The following is a 6,143-nucleotide window of genomic DNA, read 5'->3' on the forward strand; positions in this document are numbered from 1 at the left end:
CCCGCCCCCGCACCGGCGCCCGCACCGGTCAGGCCCGCGGGGGCGGAGCGGGGGCGGGACCTCACCTGTGCCCTGATCGCGGCCGTGCCGGAGACCGGAGGGACCCACCGGGCGCGCCGCTCATGCCCGGCCCGATCGCGCGTCGAGTGCGGCGCCGACGTGGGGGCAGGTTCGGCGAACGGTGCCGAGGAAGGCGCCCAGCGCCGGGGAGCGGTCACGGCCGGCGAAGGACAGGACCAGATCGGGCAGCGCCGTCCTCGGCGTCACCTCGCAGAACCGGATCCCCGCTCTCGGCGCCTCCCGCATACGGGAGGGCCCGAGCCCCACACCGGCCCCGCAGGCGGCCAGGCCCATGATCGTGTGCACGTCCCTGGCCACGGTGGCACCGTCCAGCGCCGCGGCGTCCTCGCCCAGCAGGACGCGCAGGCAGGCGGCGACGGCGGGCTCGTCCTCCCCGGCGGCCACGATCAGCGGCTGCCGCCGCAGCTGCTCCACGCTCACCGACGCCTGACCCGCGTAGGGGTGCGCGCTGCCGACCACGGCGGTCAGATGATCGTGCCCGACCGGGACGGACACCAGATGCTCGGCCCCGGCGCCCCGGGGCGGTCCGAGGGTGACGGCGACGTCCAGTTCTCCGGCGATGAGAGCGGCGGCGCCGCGCCCGGATGCCATCTCGTGCAACTCCAGCCGTACACCGGGCCGTTCGCGGCCGAACCGCCCCAGGACGTCCGGGAGCGGATCGAGCAGCGCGGAGGCGACGAACCCCAGCCGCAGCCGGCCCGTCTCCCCGCGCGCCGCCCGCCCCGCGTCGGCCGTGGCCGCCGCCATCTCCTCCAGCGCCCGCCGCGCCCGGACGAGGAACGCCTCGCCCGCGGCGGTCGGGAACACGCCCTGGCGCGTACGGTCGAACAGCCGGGCCCCGGTCTCGCGCTCCAGGTCGGCGATCTGTTTGGACAGCGGGGGCTGAGCGATACCCAGCGAGCGGGCGGCCCGGCCGAAGTGCGCGTGCTCGGCGAGGGCGAGCGCGTACCGCAGATGCCGCGCTTCCATACCGCCCCGTCCCCCCCCCGCCGTCCATACACGCAAAGTATCGCCGCCCAGCCTGCCATATCTTCACCTGGATCGATCCGCCGTGGTCGCCTGAGATGGGAGCCATGCCTTCCTCCCCGGACTCCGCGAACCACTCCGCGAACCACTCCGCGAACCACTCCGCGAACCACTCCGCGAACCACTCCGCGAACCACCCTGCGATCCATCCGGCCCCCGGGCTGAGCGACACCGTCTTCGTCCTGGTTCACGGTGCCTGGCACGGCTCGTGGCAGTGGGCGGCGACGCAGCGGGCGCTCGCCGGCCTCGGTGCCGCGAGCGTCGCCGTCGACCTGCCCGGGCACGGCTTCGGCGCCCCCCTGCCCAGCGGATACCTGCTGCCCGGCCGTCCCGGTCTGCTGACCGAGAGGTCGCGGCTGGCCGGCATGACCATGGACGACTGCGCCGATGCCGTCCTGGACACGCTGCGCCGGGTCCGCCGCTACGGCCGTGTCGTGCTCGTCGCGCACAGCGCGGGCGGCGGTCCCGCGTCACTGGCCGCCGAGCGCGCCCCCGAACTGGTCGACCGTGTCGTCTACCTCTCCGCGTTCGTCCCCGCCGCCCGTCCCCGGTTCTTCGACTACCTGAACGCGCCCGAGAACGCCACCGCGCGCGGGCGGGGCCTCGGCCTCGGTGACCCCGGGGCGCTGGGGGCCGTGCGGATCGACCCGCTCTCGCCTGACCCCGCCTACGTCGAGGAGCTGCGGCAGACCTACTACCACGACACGCCCGCCGACCGCTTCGACCGCTGGCGCTCCGTGCTCAGCCCCGATCTGCCGCTGGCCGTCCCGGCGACCCCCGTCGTCCTGACCGCACCGCGGTGGGGCCGCCTCCCGCGTACGTACGTGCGCTGCGCGCAGGACCGGGCCCTGCCGGCGGCCGTGCAGGACCTGATGATCGCGGAGGCCGACCGGGCCCTGCCGGGGGAGCCGTTCACCGTCCGCACGCTGGCGGGCGGCCACAGCCCGTTCGCCGCCCGCCCGCGGGAACTCGCCGAGGCCCTGGCCCGGTGAACGGCCGAGGCTCCCTGCTGCCGGTGCTGCCGGTGCCGTCTCGGACCGAACCGTCTCCAGGGGAGTTCACGGCGCCGCGAGGACACGCCGTACCAGGGCCGGAAGGGTTGCCGGGTCCGCCGGACGGACGCCGCGCCAGGCGATGTGCCCGTCGGGACGGACCAGGAGCGCGGTGTCCGCGTGTTCGGCGTCGAGCAGATACGCCCACTGCCAGGGTTCGGCCTCCCGTCGCGAGGCGGTACGGACGGCGCGGAGCGCGAGGGGGATCCCCGCCCGCCGTACGGCCTCGGCGTGCGGCTGCCAGCGGGGGTCGTCGTCGGCCGTGAGCAGGGTGAGGCCGGGGCCGGTGAGGTCGAGGGTGGAGGTCACGTCCGAGGCGCCCGCGGTGGTGAGCCGGACGTGGGGCACGCGCTCTCCGGGCCGGCATCCGGGGCGGCAGCCGTCCGGGTCCAGGACGCCGGGGCGATCGGCGTCCTGCGGGCCGGGGACGACGGCGGCGGAGCGGTAGGCGGCGGTCAGCAGGAGTTCGTCGTCGATGCGGTAGCCGGTCCGGTTCGCCGCGTTGGCCGTGGAGATGTCGATGACCTGGCGGGCGAGCGGGCGCCGTTCGGCCTCGTAGGTGTCCAGGAGGGCGTCGCCTGCGTGTCCGGCGGTGACGGCGGCGAGTTTCCAGGCGAGGTTGTCGGCGTCGCCGATGCCGGTGTTCATGCCGTGTCCGCCCGTCGGCGGGACGACGTGGGCGGCATCGCCCGCCAGCAGGACCCGTGAGCGGCGGTAGGAGCCGGCGAGTTGCGCGTCCATGCGCCAGGTCATCGTGTCGCGGACCGTCACGTCCAGGTCCGGGACACCGGCCGCCGTACGGACGAGCCCGGCCAGGAACCGATGGTCCGCCACGTCCGCCGCCGTACCCGCGTCCACTGCCGTACCCGCGTCCACTGCCGCACCCGGACCCACTGCCGTACCCGGACCTGCCGCTGTACCCACGTCCGCTGCCGTTTCCGGGTCCGCGCCGAGCGGGTACTGGTAGATCCAGTGGCGGTCGTTGTCGACGGCCATGAACCCGCCCCGCCCGGGGACGGTGAGGAAGTACGAGGCGCTGACGCGGTCGGCCACCACCTGCCCCAGGGGCGCCTCGAAGCGGATGCTCAGGTACCGCCCCAGACCGGTCGGGCCCTCCATCGCGATCCCGGCCCCGGCGCGCACGGTACTGGAGGCGCCGTCGCAGCCGACGAGCCAGTCGGCCCGCAGCCGGTACCGGCGGCCGGGCGCCCGCTCCTCGACGACGGCCTGGACGCCGAGACCGTCGTCGAGGAAGGAGAGCAGCCGGGTGCCGAACCGGACGCGGGGGCCGGCCAGTTCCCGGGCGCGCCGCGGCAGCAGGGGCTCCAGGACGTCCTGGGAGCAGATGAGTCCCGGTGACGGCGTGTGCTCGGGCCCGCCCCCGCCGGGCTCCCGGGCGGGGCCGGTGCGGACGTAGTCGGGGTCGACCAGGTCGCGGCCCCGGTAGAAGGAGACCTGCTCGGCCGGCAGCCCCGCGGCGCGGACCGCGTTCTCCAGCCCCAGGCGCCGGAAGATCTCCATGGACCGGGCCGAGACACCCCGGGCCCTGGGATGACGCGAGACGGCGGGGCGGGACTCGACCAGCACATGGTCCACGCCCTGACCGGACAACAGGCAGGACAGCACCAGCCCTACGGGTCCGCCCCCGACGACCAGCACGGACGTGTGCGACTCGGCCACAGAGGCCCCTCTCTTCCACCTGCACCATCAACCAGTAACGCCTAAACCGAATTTAGACGTTACCGTGGCGGGAGGACGCCGCCCCCTGAAGCGGGAGAGACCCATGGACCACCGGCTCGCCGACGACAACCCGCGCGGCCTGTACTTCCTGACCGACCTGGTCAACACCGTCCGGGACGGCGGCGCAGCCACACCGCAGGAACTCGAAGCCGTGGTGGCGGCACACGGCGGCCCGCCCCTGCGGCTGACCGAGACCACCGCCGCGGAAGTACGGGAGGCCGCGGCGGTCATCGCCGGCATCCTGGACACCGGGGACGAGGACAGCGCCGCCGAGGCGATCAACGCCCTGCTCGACCGGTACCCCGCCCGGCCCCGGCTGGTCCGCCTGCCCGAACGCCGCTGGTCGCTCCACACCGCGACCCCCCACCACGGACAGCCGGCCCGGTGGCTGCTGTCCACCGCCGCGCTCGCCCTGGCCCTCTGGCTCAGCGAACGCGGCTACTGCGCATGGGGCCGCTGCGCGGCACCCGGCTGCGACCGCTACTTCATCGACACCGGGCGCCGCGCCCCGCAGCGCTACTGCTCCACCCGCTGCGGAACCCGCGTCCGGGTCGCCGCCCACCGCGACCGCGGCCGATGACCGTCCGGCGCGCGCTCCGCGTGTCCGCGGTGCGTGAGGCGGGGGAGAGGGGGAACCGTCCAGGGCACACGGCGCGCACATGCCCCTCACTCCATAGAAGTAACTCATATTTTGTGTGCTTGTAGGAGTGAAGTAAGGGCATCCGGTGGCCAGGAGGTCGATAACGATGGTTCCCCTGATTCTTGTTCTTCTTCTGGCCCTGATCCTCTTCGGCGCGGGCTTCGCGCTGAAGGCACTGTGGTGGATCGCGGTGATCGTGCTCGTCGTGTGGCTGCTGGGCTTCGTCGTCCGGCCCTCCGGGAGCGGCGGCCGCCGGGGGCGTTGGTACCGGTGGTAGACGAGAGAAGACGGCGCACCGTCCGGCGCCATGCGGGCATGGCGCCGGACGGGTAACGGCGGGCGCCTCACCTCGCTGACCGCGCGGGCGACCGGTGCCGGTCAGGACGCGAACGCGTCCACCCCGGTCAGTTCGGCCGACAGCGTCCACAGCCGGGCCGCCTGCGCCGGGTCGATCGCCCAGTCCTTGACGCCCTCGCGGGCGTCGGTGTCCGGGGCGGGCTCGGCGATGTCGCAGTCCTCCAGGTAGAGGCCGCCGAGACCGTCGAGCTGCGGGGAGGTCGCCGCCCAGACCTGGGTGGCCGCGCCCTGCTGCGGGGTCTTGAACACCTCGGGGTGGAGCAGGTTGCCGTCCTCGTCGATCCAGCCGCGCTCGACCATCTCCTCCTGGGCCAGGTGCCGTTGGAGCGGCGTGAGGATGCCCCCGGGGTGCAGGGCGAAGGCGCGGACCCCGGCGTCGCGGCCGAGCTTGTCGAGCTGGACGGCGAACAGGACATTGGCGGTCTTGGCCTGGCCGTACGCCTCCCACTTGTCGTAGCCCCGCCGCCAGTGGATGTCGTCCCAGCGGATGCCGGCGGCGTGGTGGCCGCGCGAGGACACGGAGACGACCCGTGCGCCGCCCGGCGCGATCGCGGGCCACAGCCGGTTGACGAGGGCGAAGTGGCCGAGGTGGTTGGTGGCGAACTGCGCCTCCCAGCCGTCGCCCACCCGCGTCTCGGGGCAGGCCATGATCCCGGCGCTGTCGATCACGATGTCCAGGCCGCGTCCGGAGGCCAGGAACCGTTCCGCGAACCGGCGCACGCTCTCCAGATCCCCGAGATCCAGCTCGTCCACCTCGACACCGGGCAGCCCGGCCAGCGCCTGCTCCGCGGTCTCCGGACGACGCGCCGGTACGACGACCCGGGCGCCGGCCTTGACGAGCGCACGTGTGGTCTCCAGCCCGATCCCCGAGTAGCCCCCGGTGACCAGGGCCAGTTTGCCGGTGAGGTCGATGCCCTCCAGAACCTCGTCGGCGGTGCTGGTGGCGCCGAATCCGGACCCGATCTTGTGCTGTGCAGTACTCATGCCCGGAACGCTACGAATTGGAGTGCTCTCTAAGTCAAGCGGCACACGGCGTCGTCGTCCCCGCACGCCCCAGGCGGCCCCGCCCGGACGACCCGCGCCGGCGCGGCACCAACTGCCCGGCACTCTAAGGTGATCGCCATGCCGATACCCGTACACGCCCTCGCCCACCGGCCGTTGACCGCGGAGGCCGTCGCCGAACTGGTCGCCCTGCCGTACGTGCCCCTCGTGGACGAGGACGACGACGCCGCCGTCGAGGCGGAGCT

Annotated in this window: 6 protein-coding genes; 3 read left to right on the forward strand and 3 right to left on the reverse strand. The window is 74.2% G+C overall.

Going from position 1 to position 6,143, the window contains the following annotated elements:
• Positions 1-120: 120 nt before the first annotated feature.
• Positions 121-1,050 carry a LysR family transcriptional regulator gene (locus tag CCN72_RS33570; protein ID WP_086812044.1) on the reverse strand — a complete coding sequence of 310 codons (930 nt, stop codon included), beginning with the start codon at positions 1,048-1,050 and terminating at the stop codon, positions 121-123.
• Positions 1,051-1,154: 104 nt separating this feature from the next.
• Here CCN72_RS33570 and CCN72_RS33575 point away from each other — a divergent pair, with 104 nt between their 5' ends.
• A complete protein-coding gene (locus CCN72_RS33575) occupies positions 1,155-2,099 on the forward strand; it encodes an alpha/beta fold hydrolase (protein WP_086812046.1) in 945 nt (314 codons plus the stop codon).
• A gap of 66 nt (positions 2,100-2,165) precedes the next feature.
• On the opposite strand, the gene CCN72_RS33580 is transcribed toward CCN72_RS33575, so the two are convergent.
• A complete protein-coding gene (locus CCN72_RS33580; RefSeq protein WP_086812048.1) occupies positions 2,166-3,839 on the reverse strand; it encodes an FAD-dependent monooxygenase in 1,674 nt (557 codons plus the stop codon).
• Positions 3,840-3,942: 103 nt separating this feature from the next.
• On the opposite strand from CCN72_RS33580, the gene CCN72_RS33585 reads away from it, so the two are divergent.
• Positions 3,943-4,479, forward strand: a complete 537-nt coding sequence (locus tag CCN72_RS33585; RefSeq protein ID WP_086812050.1) for a CGNR zinc finger domain-containing protein — start codon at positions 3,943-3,945, stop codon at positions 4,477-4,479.
• 166 nt (positions 4,480-4,645) lie between these two features.
• The gene (locus tag CCN72_RS33590; protein WP_086812052.1) at positions 4,646-4,816 is read left to right on the forward strand and encodes a DUF5670 family protein; all 171 of its coding nucleotides are present in this window, start codon (positions 4,646-4,648) and stop codon (positions 4,814-4,816) included.
• A gap of 101 nt (positions 4,817-4,917) precedes the next feature.
• Here the strand turns inward: CCN72_RS33590 and CCN72_RS33595 are convergent, their stop codons facing one another.
• Positions 4,918-5,880 (reverse strand): SDR family NAD(P)-dependent oxidoreductase, encoded by a 963-nt coding sequence (locus tag CCN72_RS33595; RefSeq protein ID WP_086812054.1) that lies wholly within the window; start codon positions 5,878-5,880, stop codon positions 4,918-4,920.
• Between the last annotated feature and the right edge of the window lie 263 nt (positions 5,881-6,143).

This window comes from Streptomyces murinus (assembly GCF_002154555.1).
GTDB classification, from domain to species: domain Bacteria; phylum Actinomycetota; class Actinomycetes; order Streptomycetales; family Streptomycetaceae; genus Streptomyces; species Streptomyces murinus.